Genomic DNA, 16460 nt, shown 5'->3' on the forward strand with positions numbered 1-16460 from the left:
GCTTGATTATCTATAGTGATAAGAAGTTTGGCTAGAAGTAATTTTAATGCTCATAAATTTCTAATGGTAAATTATCTGGGTCTTTAAAGAAAGTATATTTCTTGCCTGTAATTTCATCAACTCTGATATTTTCTACCTCTAACCCTTTTGATTTTAAATAAAAAACAGTTTCCTCTACATCATCAACTTGAAAAGCAAGATGTCTTAAACCACAAGACTCTGGGTTACTAGATCGTTCTGGACGATTTGGGAAAGAGAATAGTTCGATTTGAGTATTTTCTGCAACTTTTAAATCTAATTTATAAGAATTTCTGGCGGCGCGAAAAGTCTCTTGAATAATCGGAAAGCCTAAAACTTCTACATAAAATTTTTTGGAGCGATCGTAGTCAGAACAAATAATCGCTACATGATGAATACCAGTGGTTTTCATTGGAGTTTTGCTTTTTTAATACAATTATTAAGAGAGTGTACGCAGGTGGGAACCCAACCATATTACACCCTCTTAAATCGAGGTTAAGCTTTAATGTTTTTGATCGATCTTACCTTTCTTTTCATGAACAAGCCAATAGTGCCAAGAAGAAGTGTGCTACCTAAAGTACTAGGTTCAGGTACTTGTCGATAAGAAACTATACCGGAATCGGAAGTTTCAGAAGAGACAGAAAATAATGTTCCAGCAATTTCGTAACTTTTGTCAGGATTAGCTTTGTCAAGGAAGCTGTACAGCAATCCAATAGGTGCGTTATCTGCTAAGGATACAGTTGGAAATGCAACCGGATAATCTGGATATTCAACATCATCCTTTGCGGTGTAAATATTAGGATCATTATCGAATTGAAAACTTAGCGATTGAACTGGGGCTACTGGGATATTATCATTACTGAAAGTTGTGTCATCAAAGCTAAATAGACCGTTACCTTTAGCTGTAGAACTATCAACATTGAACGCATAATTAATAATTGCAGCCGATGCAGATTTAGTAGCTAATGTAGCTAAACCCAGAATCAGACTAGTAGCGATCGCTAATTTTTGAAACAATTTCATCTCAATTTTCCTGTTGCATTAAATAAATCAATTATTTAAACTCTGTAGAGACGTAACAGTGCTACGTCTCTACGTTTTCACCAAACGTCTAAGACTTACTTCTTAGCGCCAGTAGAGTTATTCGTTTGACTCAATTGCCAATTCTTTAGAAGTTGCTCGCGGTTTTGCCGTAAGTTTTTACCGTTACGTTTTTCAGGATAAGGAATATTATCGCCCTTAATTCCTTCCCAAAGAATTTCGTTGAATTCTTCTGCATCAAGGTTATCTTCACCGATAAAATTGAACCCCTTGGTCATAGCAGCCCACCATTTTGCATCATTTAGAATGGGCACAGCTGCTGTATTTTCAATATTGGGGTCTTGGCAAGCTGGTACTAGTTTCGGATCTACAGGTTTAGCACACAAGTTACCTGGCACAACAGCTGTGTAAGGCTCAAAATTCGGTTGTCTTGTGAAGGCATCTGACATTGGTTCGGCATTAGCATCAGTAATTGCCAAATAGTTAATGTTTAACAAATCCTCCATTGTCCGCAATATATTAATGGTGTTGTAGTTAGTGCTAACGAGCGCACCTCGTTTTGTGTAGGGCGAAATAACATAAGCTAACGAACGGTGCGAATCAACATGATCGGGCCCATTTTGGGAATCATCTTCAATGATGAAAATTGCTGTTTCTTTCCACTCCGGGAGATGAGAAATTTTTTCTACCAGTTTGCCAATAGCATAGTCATTATCTGCCATTTGCAATTCAGGAGTATTTAGTCCAAATAAAGCAGTGCCAAAAGAACCAAAATGATCGTGAGATAAACGCACAAGCATTAAATTGGGTAATCCATTTTGCTGAAGATCCCTTTCCCATTCGTTGTACAAATAAATATCGGCATTATTTTGATCGAATGAGCGGAAGTAAAGATCGGTTTTATCCAACAATGCAGTTTTAGTAACGGGAGCTTGAGGAATCTTGTCAGCGTAAGGAGTTGCGGAAATGGGGATATAAGCTGGGTTTTTCGGATCGGGTTTAGTTGGATCGGTTTGAGTAGTGGTGTAAGGAATTCCGTTATCAACGAAGAAACCGTAATTGCGTACAGTCTTGCCAGCACGTAGCGCCGTATCCCACAGATAACCACCAATGGCATCCGGTTGGAGATTACCGTCTCCTTCGGGAGCATCAACATCCCTGTCTCCAGGTAATATGGAAGACTGCCCAGAAGGATCTAAAACTCCTGTTATCCGGGTATTAATTGGCGAGTTATTCGAGGAAGTTTGCGGTAGTCCAAGACTGATATTCCGATTTGTACCTTCGTAATCGTAGGTTAAGCCGTTAAAGCCAGCGTTACCGTAAAGAACTGATTGAGTTTTTTCGGTGTAATCTGTAGTACGACCGTAAGTAGACCAGTTCCAACCTACTCCACTAGATTCACCACTGTCATAGAAGTTATCAAAAGTTGCAAAACCAAGAGACAGCTTGTGATGGTTGGGTGAAATCTTGTAGGGAAACAAGGTAAGTGCAGGATCGCCATTACCGATAGGTAAGTCACCGAGTACCTGATCGTAGGTACGGTTTTCTTTAACTATGTAGATAACGTGCTTAATTTTGCCTTGTAAATACCTCATTATCCGGTCAGGACGACGATTGTAAAAACCGTTGTTTTTGTCTACCTGCGTTGAAAGCATAGCCAAAGTACTGCTACTTGGCACTGGAATAATTGAGATACCAGCTTTTTCTAAAGCCCAGGTGTAATCGTTTTTAAAATTAGTGTTACGTGCAAGTCCTGCTGGTGTCGTTCGACTGTTTGACGGGTTGGGGCCGGAATTACTTTTAGCATTGACAACGTAAAGTCTTTGACCATCAAGGCTGACACTTACAGAATTAGGATACCAGCCAGTGGGGATGCGTCCATTCACCCGACCAGCTTGCAAGTCCACAACAGCGATCGCATTCTCGCCGCCTAGAGTAACATAAAGTGTTCCTCCATCTGGACTGAGACTTAAAGAGTTGGGATTGCCACCTTTGTATTGATCGCCAGGGCGAGACAGAGAGATGGTTTGCACAACCCTATTGTTATTTGTATCAATGACTGAAACTGAGTCATCATTACCATTAGCTACATATAGTCGATTTTGAGCCGCCGAAAGCAGTACTTTGTTTGGCTGACTACCTATTGGTATACGAGTGATTTTTCCAGAAGCAATTTCAACAGTAACTACTTCGTCATCGCGCTGGCTACTAATAAAAACTTTAGCTGCTTGACCTTTGTCTGTACTTTTGATAGCGACATCAAAAGGAAATTCACCAGTTGCTATTTTGTCGCCTGCCCTAAAGAACTTAATTTCTTTAATTACCTTACGGGTAGAAGTGTCAACGATTGATATAGAGTCATTCTCAAAGTTTGCAGCCACTAAGGTCTTGCCATCTTTACTAACTGCAATACCCGCTACAACTGCTCCTGTACTCACAGCCTTAGCTGGCGTATCCTTCAACAAACCACCATCGTATTTAGGGAAGGGTGCAGTTTGGTCAGAATTGTGATCTAGTAAAATAAAGGGAGCATCTGGTACGTACTGACTACCATTAGACGCATAAACATACACGCGATCGTCAATCCCACCTGAGACAAAGAAGCGTGAGCCATCTTTAGCCCAAGCCAAACCGTTATAGGTATTAGGAATATTAATTTGTTGTTTTTTAACTAACTTACCGCTAGTCACATCATAGACAAAAACCCATTCTGCTTTTGGGGTTGTTGTACCACTTGGCTTACCAGTTAGCGGATCTAATACAGGATAAGTGAAAGTACTACCTGTATTTTCATTTTTGAAGTTTTGGTTATAGCCACTAGTAAGAACCAGTAGAGTTTTTCCATCAGGGCTGAGGGCTGTGCTTACGGCTTCAGCAGCATCAGCATTATCATCTGTACGCAAACCAGTTCCTAAAGGTGCAAACGTCGAGCCTGGTGCTGCTGCGGGCGTGATAATTTGACCTGTAGGTAGCAAAGCTGCTCCACCTTCTAAGTTACCAACAGGTCTGGTAGTTCCAGCACTAGCTGATTGGATACTTGGACTCAAGCTACTTACCAGCAAAAGACTTAATAGATACCCTTGGTTTCTACTAGTTTTCATGCAATTTTTCTATAATAGGGAGAACCATAACTATTCAAATACAGATATTTATGGTTGATGGTTAAGCCATGAATAATTTTTGGTTATATTTTGTTAGTAGCAAATTGTATCTAGTTAAGTTTTTGAAACATTTTATTTCTTTTTTGACGTTGCTGAGTGGAAATATCGAAATCCAGTTTTATTTCTAAAGTTTATAAAATTAGTTGCCAATACGGTTTAGTTAAGGAAAATTGTAGGTTGGGTTAAGCAAGCGCAACCCAACAAAGCCCCGAAAATATTGGGTTACTCTTCGAGAAGCCCCTTCGAGTCTACGTTCCTCAAACCAACCTACACATTTTAAGGTTTTTGACACTAACTGAACTGTATTGAATTAATTGCTAATATTTTTAATTTTGAATTGTTAATTTTACTTTTAAATTGTAATTATTTAATTTTTCCATTTTAGACTTTATCTTGACCATTTTTTTATATATAACGTAGTTTTTATTTGTTTCTCGATAGCAGATTTTGACTGCTACTAATAATAGTTTTATACAAACTTTAATATTTTTATTTAATCTAAGCTTAACTTTTGCTTAATTACTGGTAATAGATACTAAAAAAGTAAAAACACTGACAATATTTTTTAATAAATACTGTCTTTACGCCATAGAACTAATATGCTCAATAAAAGTCTCATTTTGTCATTGTTGGTATTATTTGCAATGGCTCCTGCTGCCAATGCAGAGGTTAAATTGATTGCAATTGGCAGCCTAGATGGTAATATAGGCGATCGCTCCACCGAAACATCTGCTCCTTTGGAAAACGGCGTTCCAGGAAACTTTTTGGGTGGTCTAGGATCGGGACTAGCTTACGCTGGCAATAATACCTTTATCGCTATCCCAGACCGGGGCCCAAATGCCGTCTCATATAACAGCGCTGTGAGTGACACAGCATCCTATATCAACCGCTTCCAAACTATCAAACTGAAACTCGTACCAAGCAATGGTTCATCAACGTTGCCTTTCACGCTTACCCCTCGCTTAATTGACACAACTCTGCTGTTTAGCAAAGACTCTCTTTACTACGGAAGTGGTGCGGGATTGGGTGTACCTAGCGGTGTACCAGCCTTAAATACCAAGAATAAAAACTATTTCACTGGACGCTCAGACAATTTTGACCCTACCCAAATCTCCACATATTCCAACAATGCGCGTTTCGATCCTGAAGGGGTGCGTGTATCCAATAGTGGAGAGCAAATATTTATCTCGGATGAATATGGCCCTTATGTATATGAATTCAACCGCAATACAGGTAAGCGGATCGCGGTCTTTAACCTACCTAGCAAGTTTGCAGTCAGCAACTTGAGTCCCGTTAGTGATACAGAGATTAGTGATAACACGTCCGGTCGGGTTGCGAACAAAGGTATGGAAGGACTGGCAATTACTCCCAATGGTAAAACCTTGTTTGGCATTTTGCAAAGTCCCCTACTCCAAGACGGTGGGACTAATGGTGCTTATACCAGAATTGTCAAAATTGATATCGCCACAGGTGCTACTCAGGAATACGCCTATCAGCTAGATAATATTGGTACGGCGGCTAAACCGAAGTATCCCACAGTCAGCGAGATTTTAGCCATTAGCGATCGCCAATTCCTAGTAGATGAACGCGATGGCAAGGGATTTGGCGACGGCTCCAAGGCTGCTTTCAAGAAAATCTATCGGATCGATCTGACGAATGCTCAAGAAGTAAGCAATATCACCGGGGAAAGCAACCTTGTTGGTAAGGCAGTAAGCAAGACCCTATTCCTTGATGTGGTAGCTGCACTAACTCAAAACGGCATCAAAGAAGAGGACATTCCTGCCAAGCTTGAAGGTTTGGCTTTCGGAAAAGATGTGAAGATCGATGGAGTGGAAAAGCATACATTATTCATCGCCAATGACAACGATTTTGTTGGTACTTTAGCGCCGGATACTTACCATTCGACAAGTGTTGACAACCCAAACAAATTTTTTGTTTTTGCGGTTGACAGTACCGATCTGCCGGGTTTCGTAGCGCAGAAGATCAAAGGGGAAGACGAGGATAGCAGAGGTGACGATTGATATTCGGTTCAGTTGATATTTAATCATGAGAAGCTGTTAGAGTAGGCAAAATGCCCACTCTACATGCTTACTAATTTCACTTGTTTGCTAGTTTATTTAAGTAAGTCATGCATTTATTTCGATGTATCGTTTATTTGTAGTTAATTATTTTTTTCTCTACCTTACCCATGTGGAAACCGCTATAATGCCTAAATAATGTTAGAAATTTGCTTATAAAATTGGGCGTAAGTAAGAAACTAAAATAAGCAATGGCATGAAATTAGATCGCATCACCAGCAATCCGAATCGCATGAATGGACAAGCTTGTATCCGTAATCTTCGCCTTACCGTTCGTCGGGTGATTGAGTTATTAGCCACCTACCCTAATCGAGAAGAACTGCGCCAAGAGTTTCCCGAATTAGAAGATGAAGATATTCAGCAAGCCTTAATTTTTGCATCGTCTTACTTGGACGATCGCATCATTGAACTACCTAACCGCTATGAAACTGTTGCTTGAGCAAGGATTACCACTCTCTGCGGCAACATTGCTAAGTGATGCAGGTATCGACACCATCGTTTACCGTTGTTGCCGGATGTCTAAACTTTCGCATATTTAACTTAAATTTATATTCAATCAGCAAAAAGGCATATTACTTTCTCAAAACTTCACATTTAATAAGCAAAAAGCCATATTGCTTACTCAAAATGGCGTTTTACTTTCTCAAACCCCAGTTTGCTTTCTCATTTTGGTATTTTCCGCAAGTAAAAAGAGCTTTTACTTTCTCAAACCCCAGTTTGCTTTCTCATTTTGGTGTTTTCCGCAAGCAAAAAGAGCTTTTACTTTCTCAAACCCCAGTTTGCTTTCTCATTTTGGTGTTTTCCGCAAGCAAAAAGAGCTTTTACTTTCTCAAACCCCAGTTTACTTGTTTATTTAGGTAATTTACGCATTCATGTTAGTGTATCGTTGGTTTTGAAGCCATGAACCAAACATTGCAAATCAAAGCTGAATACATTGCTCAAACTACGACAGACGCATATCAGCAAAATGGTCAAGTAGCAAACGGTGGATAAACCGATAACGACCACCGACTTGTTGAATTAAGCGACGTTCTGCTGCACGGTTGAGAAATTGGGCGTAGTTCCAAGGAATGTAGCCACTGCGCCAAAGTACCAAACGTAGGGAAATATGCTGGATGCAGGCTAATCCACCACCGAAAAATAATGTAAATATAAAAATATATGTTTGTAAGTTACTCAGCATTAAAGTAACTTTATTAAGTTTAAGAAAATTAAGCAAAAATGATTTCATCCAAATTTGGCTAGATAAAAACATAATATTAAATATAAATGTGAGAAAAAGTGTGTTCTTGAACGATGCCCGAATACCTTGATTGGGTGTAAATTTAATTTTTAGCTCTGCCTTTAATCCCTCAACTAACCCTAAAATCAGCCCTAAACTCAGCCCAAAAACCAGCCCACCAATCAGCCCAAAAATTGGCCAAGCAATCAGCGCACTCATCAGCCCGCTTTCCTAAAAACGCTAAAAAATGCACAATTTTCTTTTGCTGCGGTTCTCCCTTCTCTACACGCAACAAATCAAATCTACGCTCGATATAAGCATCAAATAAATCCTGCTTTGTCTGTATTGCTCTTCCTTGATATGCAACCATCATCATTGAGAGTAATAATGGTGTCCTTGCTAATTCCAAAAATTCCGCGTTTCTCTGTATTTCTTGCCACACATCAGGTCTATTCAACTGATTTAAATAATCTTGAATCTGTCTTTCCGACAAATGCTGCAAACAAACCGCACCATGTAACTGTGTAAGCTGTTCTTCCCCTGTATGATATTCCTCTTCCCGACAGCAAACAACCAAATCCCGCTTCGCATCTTCACCCAAATATTGATTAATTGCTTTGATACACTTTTTTTGTCGTTCCAACCCCAACTCATCCAAGCCATCTAACAACGGTAAAATATCACCCCGTTCTAACCAAAACCGACTAATTCCAGGTCTTAGATTATATTCTTCCTTAAGTTGAATAATTAGCCAATCCAGAATATTAACGCTATCATCCCGCCATGCCGAAAGTTCAAAGATAAAAGGCATTGGGGCTTTATCATTTAGCTTTGCTGTTTCCAATAATTCTTCTGCCAAATTTAGCAGTGTCGTAGTTTTTCCTCCTCCCGGCTGTCCTAAAATTAATAATCTGCCACTGATATCTTTTCGTTGCAACACATCCACCATGCGATTAATTTGCTGAGGTGGGCTTGTACGCTGGTTTGTAGAGATTCTATATAAGGGTTGCAGTGGGTTTCGTCCGACTTTTTCCGGTTGCTCTTGTTTATCTAGTTCAATCATCAGCGACAAAAGCAGAGAATCTTGCGATCGCTTTTTAACCTTTGTTTCTTCCGCTTCCAGCAATCGCGGTCTTAAGATTGGGTCGATTTGTTCTGGTGGGTCTTCTGACTGCTGCTGTGCCTGTTGATATGTTCCCCACGCAATTAACAGCGTCACAATAATCACAGCACCAATAATTAATGAATTTTTATGTGGGAAATCTGGAATTGCAGGTAATTGGTTAATTAAATAACCGATTAAACTTGTAGCAGTTGCACCAAAAATGAACAAAAAGAGCGGATTTTTGAACAGCTTGTTCATGCAGGAGACTTGAAAGCAAAGAATACTTAAATTGATTATCGCTATGTTTGAGTATTACTGCTGACAGTCTTGAGGCGAAACTTTTATACAGTTAATGAGCAAGGCTGAATTTTTACTATTCCTGTAAAACGGTCTTTGATACAATCCTAGTTTTCTTGAGGTCTGCTTCCGAAAGTTGTTCTCCAGCTTGCAAGCGAGTGGCGGAAGTTTGCAACACTGTCGCTGCACCTTTATCACCGATTTGTAAAGCGGTTTTAGCAGCCGTTTGCAACATCGTTGCTGCACCAGTGCGATCGCCTTGTTGCAATTTCGCCTCGGCTAACTGGGTTTGGCGATACTTCGCTAATGCTAAAATAGAATGTTGCACCTGGGGATTAGATGTCGGTTGATACGCCCGCACTACATCTGCATACACTGGCATCAAGGGCGAAAGTAAACCTTGTTCGTTAACCAACGGGTCATCATAACGGATTTGCAGATGCGCGATCGCTTGCTTCCCTTCTGGCAATTGTCCCAGATAAATGTTTGCCAAAACTACCCGTTCTACATCCTGCATCAAATCTCCCAAACGCACAGCAAAGGTACCATCAGCTTCAGTTTCCACTGGTAACTCGATTGTGTCTGGGGCAACTTGGGCAATGGGTTTCAATTCTGCTAGTCGAACATTGGGCACTAAAGATAACAGCAAGTAAGCATTAGTTAGCCCAATCGATTGAATCCGTCCAAACAGTCGGCTAAATTGCTCCACAGCTTGTTCGGGACGTTCGATGTAAGCTAAAGTCCCACCACCGACATCGGCAATTTTTTCTAGCAAATCCTGATTCCAGCTATTACCAAATCCGAAAGTGTTGATAGTTAGGTTCAGCTTGGCAGCCTTTTGCGCCAGTTTCAGACAGCGCTTATTGTCATCTCGCCCAATATCCCACTTCCAAATCCGCAAACCGCTTTCACCATGTCCATCCGTCAGCAGAAACGCCTGGGAAACAGCGCCTCTTGTACCCTTCATCAGTTCTGTAATTCCCAGTTCCAAACCATCAGCGATCGCAGTGCCGCCGCTAGCAGTCAGTTTGCTTTTAATTTGAGATTTGATGCTTTCGGGGTCTTCAATCGCTTGGTTGGGGATAATGACTTCTGCAGTGCCGGAAAAAGCCACAACTGAAATGCGATCGCCTATTTTCAAGCGATCGATTAATCCTTCCACCGCCTGAATCACCGTTTTAATTGGTTGTCCATGCATGGAACCACTTTTATCCAAAATCAAGCAGAGATTAAGGGGGAGATTTCGATCGGACTCACCAGCGATGGCAAAAATCGTAATTGCCAATTGACGTTGGCTAGTTGTTTGAGCCAGATCGACATTATTGTCATTTAACGCCGAGAGCAATTTAACTTTCATCTAAACTTGAGTTTACTGGGGAGGAGTATCTTGCAAAATTGTTTTGGAGACAATTCTGGTTTTCTTGCGATCGCTTTCGGATAAATCTCCGCCAGATTGTAGCTGAGTGGCAGAAGTTTGCAACACGGTCGCTGCATTAGTATCTCCCATTTGCAAGGCAGTTTTCGCAGCCGTTTGTAACATTGTCGCCGCACCAGAGCGATCGCCTTGTTGTAATTTCGTCTCGGCTAGCTGGGTTTGGCGATACTTTGCTAATGCCAAAATAGACTGTTGCACCTGGGGATTCGGGTCTGCTTGGTAATTTTTGACTACATGGGCATAAACTGGGATATTTGGTGTAACTAAACCTACTTTGTTAGCGGCTGGATCGTCGTAGCGGACTTGCACATTAGCGATCGCTTGTTCACCTGTTGGCAATTGTCCCAAATAAATATTAGCTAAGATTACCCGTTCTGCATCTTTCATTAAATCTCCCAACCGCACAGCGAAACGTCCATCAGCTTCTTGTTGCAGTGGTAACTCGATTGTGTCTGGGGAAACTTGGGCGATGGGTTTAAGTTCCGCTAACCGGACATTGGGCATTAAAGAGAATAACAGATAAGCATTAGTCAATCCCACTGTTTGAACGCGGCTGAACAGGCGATTAAACTCTTCTACAGCCTGTTCGGGTTTTTGAATATAAGATAAAGTACCTAAGCCAGCATCAGCAATTTTTTCTAAAACATCTTGGTTCCAGTTATCACCAAATCCCAAAGTATTTAAAGTTAAATTATAGCTAGCAGCCAATTGAGCAAATTTCAAACAGCGATTGTTATCACCGTGTTCATTTTCCCCGTCGGTTAATAAAAAAGCTTGGGAAACAGTATCTTTTTTGCCCTTCGCCAACTCCTCAATCCCCAAGCGCAGCCCTTCATCAATCGCAGTTCCCCCATCGGCGGCTAGGCGATTGATTTGCTGTTTGATTTTCTCTGGATTTTCGACACTTTGATTGGATACTAAGACTTTGGCACGGTGATCGAAAACTACCACACTGAGGCGATCGCCAGGATTGAGTCTATCCACCAAACGATTCGCTGCTTTTTTCACCGTTTCTAGCGATCGCCCATTCATCGAACCACTATGATCGAGAATTAAGCATAAATTCAGGGGTACATGGCGGTCTTGATTTTCTGCGATCGCCGAAATCGAAATTCCCAACTGACGTTGACTGTTCAGTTGATTTGCGTCCAAATTACCATCATTCAAGGCAGGCTGCAAATTAACCTTCATAACTCAGAGTCCCTATTCAGGATATACATATTAAAAAATAACTTCAAAGCACTACTTTAGCTCTACGGAAAACTTATCCAACATAAATACACTAATATAATCAGAATATCTTAGAAGCCAAGCATTGGCAGATGCGAAGCCGCCTTCAGCATTAGGGAGAAATCCGCACCTTGAGGGAAGCGTGCATCGCGCTAGGATGTATTACAGTTAACGGCATAGTTTCAGGCGATCAGTTGCTATGGACATTTCCCCAATTAAGGCTGTTCAAGCCCCATATTACGGCGATAACTTTTACCGAACACCGCCGCCAGATTTACCTTCCCTTTTATTGAAGGAACGAATTGTCTATCTTGGGATGCCTCTGGTGCCTGCTGTCACAGAATTAATCGTGGCCGAATTGCTGTTTTTGCAATCCGACGACCCCGAAAAACCGATTAAAATCTATATCAACTCCACCGGCACTTCCGGTTACAGTGGCGATCCCATTGGCTTTGAAACCGAAGCCTTCGCCATCTATGACACCATGAAATATATCAAGCCTCCTATCCACACCATCTGCGTCGGTTCTGCAATGGGAATGGCAGCGATGCTACTCAGTGCTGGTACAAAAGGTTGCCGCGCTAGTTTACCCCACTCCTCGATTATCCTGCATCAGCCTAAGAGCTACGCCCAAGGTCAAGCAACGGATATTCAAATTCGCGCTAGGGAAGTTTTGGTAAATAAAGGGGCCTTAGTTGATATTTTACATCGCACCACTGGACAGGCTCCAGAAAAAATTACTAAAGACATGGATCGGTTGTTATATTTAACACCCTATGAAGCGAAGGAATACGGTTTAATTGACCGAGTTTTTGAGAAAGAAGAACTCGCCAATCCCCCACTCCCGGCCAGTGTCCTCTAGTGAGTGCTGTTAGCGTCAGCGGGGCGTTTAGCCCGTGCTGAGTGCTGAGTAGAGACGCGATTAACCCAAGTCTTTCTAGGAGTCATGAGTTATTCCTAACTCTCCCACCGCCCCCAAATTATTAAAAACGGAGTAAATTATGCCTATAGGCGTTCCTAAAGTTCCTTACCGGATGCCCGGTGGACAATATACAGATTGGATTAGCATCTACGATCGCCTTTACCGAGAACGGATTATATTCTTGGGGCGTGATATTGATGATGAAATTGCCAATCAAATTATCGCAGTAATGCTGTATCTGGACTCAGACGATCCAGGTAAAGACATTTATTTATACATCAATTCCCCAGGTGGAATGGTTACATCTGGCATGGCTATTTTTGACACCATGCAACATATTAAATCAGATGTAGTGACTATTTGCGTGGGATTAGCTGCTTCAATGGGGTCTTTCCTGCTGGCAGCTGGCACCAAAGGCAAACGCCTAGCATTGCCTCACTCACGGATTATGATTCACCAGCCTTCAGGTGGCACCCGTGGACAAGCAACCGATATCGAAATTGAAGCTAGAGAGATTCTGCGGATTCGTCACCAGCTCAATGGCATTTATGCCGATAAAACAGGTCAGACCATAGAAAAAATTGAAAAAGATATGGATCGTGACTTTTTCATGTCTGCCGAAGAGGCAAAAGAATACGGTTTAATTGACCGTGTGATTGAAGAACGAACCTCTGTAGTAGCTGGTTAGTAGGAAGGCAGGGGCAGAAAGCAGAGGAGCAGAGGGGCAGAGGGGCAGGGAGATGTGGTTCGACTGCGCTCACCAACCGGGAGTGAGGGAGTGAGGGAATTAGGGGACAAGGGGACAAGGGGACAAGGAGATAAACAAAACTCCTAACTCTTAACTCTTAACTCCTAACTCCTAACTCAGCACTCAGCACTCAGCACTGGCTAAACGCCCCGCTATCGCTAACAGTACTCCTAACGCCCAATGCCCCATGCCCTTTTATGAATAAACTGTCAACATTGAACTTTAAAATAGAAAATTAGCCCTTATCATTAATAGTCCGGGCTTGAAGCTGATACTGACAGATAATAGCCAATAGCTAAATATTCGATAGCTGATAGCTCAAGATGGATCTTGGAGATTGCTACCGTTTACTAGGTTTAAGATCGGGAGCTTCTTTTGCTGACATCAAAGCGTCTTACCGACGACTGGCGCAGCAATATCATCCCGATATCAACCCAGATGACAACAAAGCCAAAGATAAGTTTATTGCCTTGACAGAAGCGTACAAACTCCTGATGACAGTGGTACTACCAGAGGAAACTGTGGCACATTCAACTCAGGTATCAACATCTGGTGGGCGTGATGACGCTAAGGCAACGCATAGGCAGAAAACACCAGTAACAACGGTGACAAGCCAAGAATCAGGAAAACCAAAGCCGCCGAATCTGTTGGAAATAGAAGAACGGCTGAAGTGGAAGACTTATGAGCAATTGCAGCGATTTTTGCAAGAAAAACGATTTCCGCAAGCGATCGCCCTGGCGGAAGCTTTAGCAGATCGTTTGTCAACAGATGCAGAAGTCCGCCAATGGTTAGCGATCGCCTATCAAATTTGGGGACGAGCGCTAATTTCCGAAAAACAACTACTCAAAGCCAGAATTTATCTCAAAAAAGCTTTGAAAACAGACCCTCATAATAAAAGTCTCTGGTATGAAGTCCAGCGTGATTTCCAGCGCTTGGAGCAAATTTTTTAAAGATTCAAAATTAGCCCTTTCAAGGTAGGTAAAATTTTTGGACAATAATTCTTCTTACTTCTGTGTTATCTGCGACTAATGCAGTTAAATAAATTCCCAAAAAATGCTGAGTCACCTTGAAAAGGCTAGTTCTGAGTATAAAACTTTTACCAAAAACCTTAATTATAGGATTCTATTAGAAAATAAACGCTTCAATTATCACTTTATCTACAGTTGAAAAATACGCTCTTATTTTTCTTTTTTCAGAGTAATTAAAGAGGATTAATTACTTTAGATTTTTGTTACATACTTAGAAATTTTTCTGCCTACTTACTATAAACAGTTAATCTAATAGATAAATATAAAATTGAATTTGGAAACCACTCATGGGGATCAGAACAATCACCAGGGTTTTCGGTCTATTCATCTCCACATCGCTAGCATTTGCGACCGCTGCTCAGGCTGCGCCGTTCAACAGTCCGGGCTATCCAAGCTACCCTTATGAAGGTCGCTACCCGGAGTCCACGCCCTGCCGTTACAACCTCCAGCAGAGCAAGAAGGCAACCTGGGCTGGAAGCAACATAACGCTGAAGTACTTCTACAGCGGCCAATGCGGTTCATTCGCACGAATCGACAACGCGCCGCCTTACTGCAAGGTCTACCTCGATCGCACCCGGAGCAGTAACCCCAACCCCAGCAGCTGGGACTATGTTGGCGAAACCGTCGATCCGGGCATTAACTTTGCCTACACCAAGGTCGGCAATAACCTCAGTGGCCGCCTCTCCCGCGCGGCCCTAGTCTGCGGCACCGGAACCGTTGTTACCCGCACTAACTGGTACTAAGCGTGACTTTTCACAGGATGTAGAAAAGGGAGAGCGGTTTGCTAATTGCTACGGCTCGTAAGGAAAGAAAGTCTGACCGGAGATTTCTTTAGATCGGACTTTCCACAAAATCTAAAATTGGTACGATCATCGCTGCCATTCACGTAGCACTGCTCCCAAGGTAGCAATTCCCTCGACAATCTTTTTAGTTGGTTGAAAGCTAAAAGCTAACCTGATGGCATCATCTCCCTGTCCATTGGCGTAGCAGCGAGTTCCTGGGAGAAAGCTGATGCCATGTTCATTGGCAGCAATTAGGAGTGCTTTGGCGCTGATGTCTGGCGGTAATTTACACCAGACAAAAAAGCCACCATCTGGTCGCAAAGCAACTACATCACTGGGAAACTCTTGAGCGATCGCTTCTAACAACAAATTACACTTATGTTTATAGCAGGCGATTAGCTCCTGAATGTGACGATCTAGTTTGCCTGTAGCACAGTAGCGACCAACCACATGGCTGACAAACGGCCCCACAGGCCCTTCACTTTTGAACATTGCCAACCGCTCAATAATTACTGGATCGCCACAAGCCCAGCCTAGCCGGATACCAGGCGCAATGATTTTCGAGAAGGTATTTACGTATAACACCCACCCCTCCTTGTCAAGGCTTGCTAAGGATGGCACAACTTCGCCTTGGAAGCGCAAATCGCTATAAGCATCGTCTTCCACCACCAACACGCCATACTCAGCCGCTAACGCTACCAGTTTTTGGCGACGAGATAACGGCATAGTAGAGCCTGTGGGATTATGAAAAGTAGGGATAGTGTAAATAAACCTGGGTCGAATCCCCCGTTTTTTCAAGTCGCTTAAAGTTTCTTCTAACGCATCTACATCCATTCCCATCTCATCTACAGGAATGGTAATCAGGCGGGCGCCAGCCTGGACAAATCTATTAACTATTCCCAAGAAGGTTGGCCCTTCCACAATTACCACATCACCAGGTTCGAGAAACACATCTGGTAGCAAGCCCAAAATCTGACCGGAACCGTAGCCAATAATGACGCGATCGCGATTGGCAGAGATTCCTTGAGCCTGCAAGCGGAGGATTATTTGTTCATAAAGTTGGGCTGAAGGTGGCCCATAATTGAGAGCGAGCGGAGCTTCTTCTGCCAGTACAGCAGCACTTGCAGCCGACAAATCAGCATGAGGAAAGAGAATTGGGTCAGCCAAACCATAGGCAAAGCTGACGGTGATGATTTTGGTTAACTCAGTGCCGTAAGTTGGTGGTGTCAGATTTCTAGCTCTTTCGGCGAACAAATCAGCAATTTGGTAAGCAGAAGTGGTAGAAGCCATAAGCGATTAAAAATTGGGAGTCAGAATATAGAACACACACAAAGGCAATTAGCAAAAAGTCATACGTATGTATTCTTTCTTATAACATCTTGACAAGTATCGT

14 protein-coding genes are annotated in these 16460 nt (G+C 42.2%); 6 read left to right on the forward strand and 8 right to left on the reverse strand.

The window, feature by feature from the left end:
• Positions 1-43: 43 nt before the first annotated feature.
• The 3 genes from gloA2 to NSTC731_RS29840 form a co-directional block, all read right to left on the reverse strand.
• Positions 44-430: an SMU1112c/YaeR family gloxylase I-like metalloprotein gene (gene gloA2, locus NSTC731_RS29830; protein ID WP_445628105.1), complete on the reverse strand. Its 387-nt coding sequence runs from the start codon at positions 428-430 to the stop codon at positions 44-46.
• 83 nt (positions 431-513) lie between these two features.
• Positions 514-1041 (reverse strand): PEP-CTERM sorting domain-containing protein, encoded by a 528-nt coding sequence (locus NSTC731_RS29835; RefSeq protein ID WP_445628106.1) that lies wholly within the window; start codon positions 1039-1041, stop codon positions 514-516.
• Positions 1042-1136: 95 nt separating this feature from the next.
• Positions 1137-4160, reverse strand: coding sequence for a bifunctional YncE family protein/alkaline phosphatase family protein (locus NSTC731_RS29840; RefSeq protein WP_445628107.1), 3024 nt, complete (start codon positions 4158-4160; stop codon positions 1137-1139).
• Between the two features lie 659 nt (positions 4161-4819).
• Here NSTC731_RS29840 and NSTC731_RS29845 point away from each other — a divergent pair.
• Entirely contained in the window at positions 4820-6241 is a 1422-nt protein-coding gene (locus NSTC731_RS29845; RefSeq protein WP_445628108.1) for an esterase-like activity of phytase family protein, read from the forward strand.
• Between the two features lie 253 nt (positions 6242-6494).
• Positions 6495-6737: a DUF433 domain-containing protein gene (locus tag NSTC731_RS29850; protein WP_445628109.1), complete on the forward strand. Its 243-nt coding sequence runs from the start codon at positions 6495-6497 to the stop codon at positions 6735-6737.
• A 504-nt stretch (positions 6738-7241) separates the two neighbouring features.
• Here the strand turns inward: NSTC731_RS29850 and NSTC731_RS29855 are convergent.
• The 4 genes from NSTC731_RS29855 to NSTC731_RS29870 all read right to left on the reverse strand — a co-directional run bounded on the left by NSTC731_RS29855 (position 7242) and on the right by NSTC731_RS29870 (position 11548).
• Complete coding sequence (locus tag NSTC731_RS29855) at positions 7242-7739, reverse strand: hypothetical protein (RefSeq protein ID WP_445632270.1); 498 nt, start codon at positions 7737-7739, stop codon at positions 7242-7244.
• On the reverse strand, positions 7651-8883 hold the full coding sequence (locus NSTC731_RS29860) for an NACHT domain-containing protein (protein ID WP_445628110.1): 1233 nt from the start codon (positions 8881-8883) through the stop codon (positions 7651-7653). Before NSTC731_RS29860 ends, NSTC731_RS29855 begins: the two co-directional genes overlap by 89 nt.
• Before the next feature lie 115 nt (positions 8884-8998).
• On the reverse strand, positions 8999-10279 hold the full coding sequence (locus tag NSTC731_RS29865; RefSeq protein WP_445628111.1) for a vWA domain-containing protein: 1281 nt from the start codon (positions 10277-10279) through the stop codon (positions 8999-9001).
• 12 nt (positions 10280-10291) lie between these two features.
• Positions 10292-11548, reverse strand: a complete 1257-nt coding sequence (locus NSTC731_RS29870) for a vWA domain-containing protein (protein ID WP_445628112.1) — start codon at positions 11546-11548, stop codon at positions 10292-10294.
• A 238-nt stretch (positions 11549-11786) separates the two neighbouring features.
• Between NSTC731_RS29870 and NSTC731_RS29875 the strand changes: the two genes are divergently transcribed.
• From NSTC731_RS29875 to NSTC731_RS29890, 4 genes are all read left to right on the forward strand, one after another.
• Entirely contained in the window at positions 11787-12449 is a 663-nt protein-coding gene (locus NSTC731_RS29875) for an ATP-dependent Clp protease proteolytic subunit (protein WP_445628113.1), read from the forward strand.
• Positions 12450-12588: 139 nt separating this feature from the next.
• On the forward strand, positions 12589-13197 hold the full coding sequence (locus NSTC731_RS29880) for an ATP-dependent Clp protease proteolytic subunit (RefSeq protein ID WP_322670450.1): 609 nt from the start codon (positions 12589-12591) through the stop codon (positions 13195-13197).
• 383 nt (positions 13198-13580) lie between these two features.
• A complete protein-coding gene (locus tag NSTC731_RS29885) occupies positions 13581-14207 on the forward strand; it encodes a J domain-containing protein (RefSeq protein WP_322670449.1) in 627 nt (208 codons plus the stop codon).
• A 365-nt stretch (positions 14208-14572) separates the two neighbouring features.
• Positions 14573-15028, forward strand: coding sequence for a hypothetical protein (locus NSTC731_RS29890; RefSeq protein ID WP_445628114.1), 456 nt, complete (start codon positions 14573-14575; stop codon positions 15026-15028).
• A gap of 126 nt (positions 15029-15154) precedes the next feature.
• Here the strand turns inward: NSTC731_RS29890 and NSTC731_RS29895 are convergent, their stop codons facing one another.
• Positions 15155-16357, reverse strand: coding sequence for an aminotransferase-like domain-containing protein (locus NSTC731_RS29895; RefSeq protein ID WP_445628115.1), 1203 nt, complete (start codon positions 16355-16357; stop codon positions 15155-15157).
• Between the last annotated feature and the right edge of the window lie 103 nt (positions 16358-16460).

The organism is Nostoc sp. DSM 114167 (genome assembly GCF_052692655.1).

Bases quoted from the DNA above. Each gene is read 5' to 3' on its own strand.
- NSTC731_RS29840 (WP_445628107.1), bottom strand. From the start codon at position 4,160: ATGAAAACTAGTAGAAACCAAGGGTATCTATTAAGTCTTTTGCTGGTA.
- NSTC731_RS29895 (WP_445628115.1), bottom strand. From the start codon at position 16,357: ATGGCTTCTACCACTTCTGCTTACCAAATTGCTGATTTGTTCGCCGAA.
- NSTC731_RS29870 (WP_445628112.1), bottom strand. From the start codon at position 11,548: ATGAAGGTTAATTTGCAGCCTGCCTTGAATGATGGTAATTTGGACGCA.
- NSTC731_RS29875 (WP_445628113.1), top strand. From the start codon at position 11,787: ATGGACATTTCCCCAATTAAGGCTGTTCAAGCCCCATATTACGGCGAT.
- NSTC731_RS29885 (WP_322670449.1), top strand. From the start codon at position 13,581: ATGGATCTTGGAGATTGCTACCGTTTACTAGGTTTAAGATCGGGAGCT.
- NSTC731_RS29835 (WP_445628106.1), bottom strand. From the start codon at position 1,041: ATGAAATTGTTTCAAAAATTAGCGATCGCTACTAGTCTGATTCTGGGT.
- NSTC731_RS29860 (WP_445628110.1), bottom strand. From the start codon at position 8,883: ATGAACAAGCTGTTCAAAAATCCGCTCTTTTTGTTCATTTTTGGTGCA.
- NSTC731_RS29850 (WP_445628109.1), top strand. From the start codon at position 6,495: ATGAAATTAGATCGCATCACCAGCAATCCGAATCGCATGAATGGACAA.
- NSTC731_RS29890 (WP_445628114.1), top strand. From the start codon at position 14,573: ATGGGGATCAGAACAATCACCAGGGTTTTCGGTCTATTCATCTCCACA.
- NSTC731_RS29855 (WP_445632270.1), bottom strand. From the start codon at position 7,739: ATGAGTGCGCTGATTGCTTGGCCAATTTTTGGGCTGATTGGTGGGCTG.
- NSTC731_RS29880 (WP_322670450.1), top strand. From the start codon at position 12,589: ATGCCTATAGGCGTTCCTAAAGTTCCTTACCGGATGCCCGGTGGACAA.
- NSTC731_RS29865 (WP_445628111.1), bottom strand. From the start codon at position 10,279: ATGAAAGTTAAATTGCTCTCGGCGTTAAATGACAATAATGTCGATCTG.
- NSTC731_RS29845 (WP_445628108.1), top strand. From the start codon at position 4,820: ATGCTCAATAAAAGTCTCATTTTGTCATTGTTGGTATTATTTGCAATG.
- gloA2 (WP_445628105.1), bottom strand. From the start codon at position 430: ATGAAAACCACTGGTATTCATCATGTAGCGATTATTTGTTCTGACTAC.